Source organism: Phyllobacterium sp. SL163 (genome assembly GCF_049896885.1).
Taxonomy (GTDB): Bacteria; Pseudomonadota; Alphaproteobacteria; order Rhizobiales; family Rhizobiaceae; genus Phyllobacterium; species Phyllobacterium calauticae.
In genome coordinates this window covers 1-2,500 of sequence record NZ_JAFCVE010000019.1, presented here as the reverse complement: position 1 = coordinate 2,500, position 2,500 = coordinate 1, and the positions used below count along the sequence as shown (strand labels likewise).

The window sequence follows — 2,500 nt, the reverse complement described above, 5'->3', positions numbered from 1 at the left end:
TATTTAGGTAGAGCGTCGATCGAATACCTTCGGGGGTAGAGCACTGGATGGGCTAGGGGATCTCACCGATTTACCAAACCTAACCAAACTCCGAATACCGAAGAGTACTAATCGGCAGACACACGGCGGGTGCTAACGTCCGTCGTGAAGAGGGCAACAACCCTGACCACCATCTAAGGTCCCTAAGTTATGGCTAAGTGGGAAAGGATGTGAGGATCCCAAAACAACCAGGATGTTGGCTTAGAAGCAGCCATCATTTAAAGAAAGCGTAACAGCTCACTGGTCTAAATAAGGGTCTTTGCGCCGAAAATGTACCGGGGCTAAAGCCATACACCGAAGCTGTGGATTTGCTTAGCAATAGGCAAGTGGTAGCGGAGCGTTCTGTAAGCCGTTGAAGAGAGACCCGTGAGGGCTCTTGGAGGTATCAGAAGTGAGAATGCTGACATGAGTAACGATAAAGGGAGTGAGAGACTCCCTCGCCGAAAGTCCAAGGGTTCCTGCTTAAAGTTAATCTGAGCAGGGTTAGCCGGCCCCTAAGGCGAGGCCGAAAGGCGTAGTCGATGGGAACCACGTTAATATTCGTGGGCCTGCGGGTAGTGACGGATCGCGTATGTTGTTCTTCCTTATTGGATTGGAAGGGCTTCGAAGCGGTTCCAGGAAATAGCTCCCGCGTATAGACCGTACCCTAAACCGACACTGGTGGACTGGTAGAGAATACCAAGGCGCTTGAGAGAACTGCGTTGAAGGAACTCGGCAAATTGCACGCGTAACTTCGGAAGAAGCGTGACCCTTATGTACGCAAGTATGTGAGGGTGGCACAGACCAGGGGGTAGCGACTGTTTACCAAAAACACAGGGCTCTGCGAAGTCGCAAGACGACGTATAGGGTCTGACGCCTGCCCGGTGCTGGAAGGTTAAGAGGAGAGGTGCAAGCTTTGAATCGAAGCCCCAGTAAACGGCGGCCGTAACTATAACGGTCCTAAGGTAGCGAAATTCCTTGTCGGGTAAGTTCCGACCTGCACGAATGGCGTAACGACTTCCCCGCTGTCTCCAACGCAGACTCAGTGAAATTGAATTCCCCGTGAAGATGCGGGGTTCCTGCGGTTAGACGGAAAGACCCCGTGCACCTTTACTATAGCTTTACACTGGCATTCGTGTCGGCATGTGTAGGATAGGTGGTAGACTTTGAAGCGGGGGCGCCAGCCTTCGTGGAGTCATCCTTGAAATACCACCCTTACCTATATGGATGTCTAACCGCGGTCCGTTATCCGGATCCGGGACAGTGTATGGTGGGTAGTTTGACTGGGGCGGTCGCCTCCTAAAGAGTAACGGAGGCGCGCGATGGTGGGCTCAGACCGGTCGGAAATCGGTCGTCGAGTGCAATGGCATAAGCCCGCCTGACTGCGAGACTGACAAGTCGAGCAGAGACGAAAGTCGGTCATAGTGATCCGGTGGTCCCGCGTGGAAGGGCCATCGCTCAACGGATAAAAGGTACGCCGGGGATAACAGGCTGATGACCCCCAAGAGTCCATATCGACGGGGTTGTTTGGCACCTCGATGTCGACTCATCGCATCCTGGGGCTGGAGCAGGTCCCAAGGGTATGGCTGTTCGCCATTTAAAGCGGTACGTGAGTTGGGTTCAGAACGTCGTGAGACAGTTCGGTCCCTATCTGCCGTGGGTGTAGGAATATTGACAGGATCTGTCCCTAGTACGAGAGGACCGGGATGGACGTATCTCTGGTGGACCTGTTGTGGCGCCAGCCGCATAGCAGGGTAGCTATATACGGACGGGATAACCGCTGAAGGCATCTAAGCGGGAAACCCACCTGAAAACGAGTATTCCCTTGAGAGCCGTGGAAGACCACCACGTTGATAGGCCGGGTGTGGAAGTGCGGCAACGCATGAAGCTTACCGGTACTAATAGCTCGATTGGCTTGATCATTCTCATTACTTATATCCATCGCCAAGCGATGAATTGACTGTCTCACGCGCCGTATCGCCCCTTTGGGGCGGGCGCTGCGACGGCGCGCCGGACGTCCGGCGACGACCTAGCGGTCTGTATGGGTACTTTCTGGAACTTCGGTTCCAGGAAAAGCTCCAAATACAGCACGATAGTGCGTCGCGGCTCGTGCCGCGCCCCCGCGCAGCACAGCCCGATAGGGCTGATATGCGTGAGCGACATTCAACACAAACAAAACCAGCTTCTCTTTCATCGTTGCTTTTTGCTGACCTGGTGGTTACAGCGGAGCGGCTGCACCCGATCCCATTCCGAACTCGGCCGTGAAACGCTCCAGCGCCAATGGTACTTCGTCTCAAGACGCGGGAGAGTAGGTCGCTGCCAGGTCTGCAAAACGCAACATGAAATCAAAACACTCTCCACATTCCATACCAACGCATCCAAGGCCGCCTAAAGCGGCCTTTTGCTTTTGCAATAACACCAATGTAAGAGCATAATTACTTCCATCGCCAAGCGGCGATATGGTGGCGCGGGGTGGAGCAGC

Annotated in this window: 2 rRNA genes (1 of these 2 cut by a window edge); both read left to right on the top strand. The window is 54.2% G+C overall.

Annotation, left to right across the window (positions count from 1 at the left end):
• Positions 1-1,941 (top strand): 23S ribosomal RNA (locus tag ACP7B1_RS24510) (it extends 992 nt beyond the left edge of the window).
• Between the two features lie 287 nt (positions 1,942-2,228).
• A 5S ribosomal RNA gene (gene rrf, locus ACP7B1_RS24505) occupies positions 2,229-2,343 on the top strand.
• Positions 2,344-2,500 lie beyond the last annotated feature (157 nt).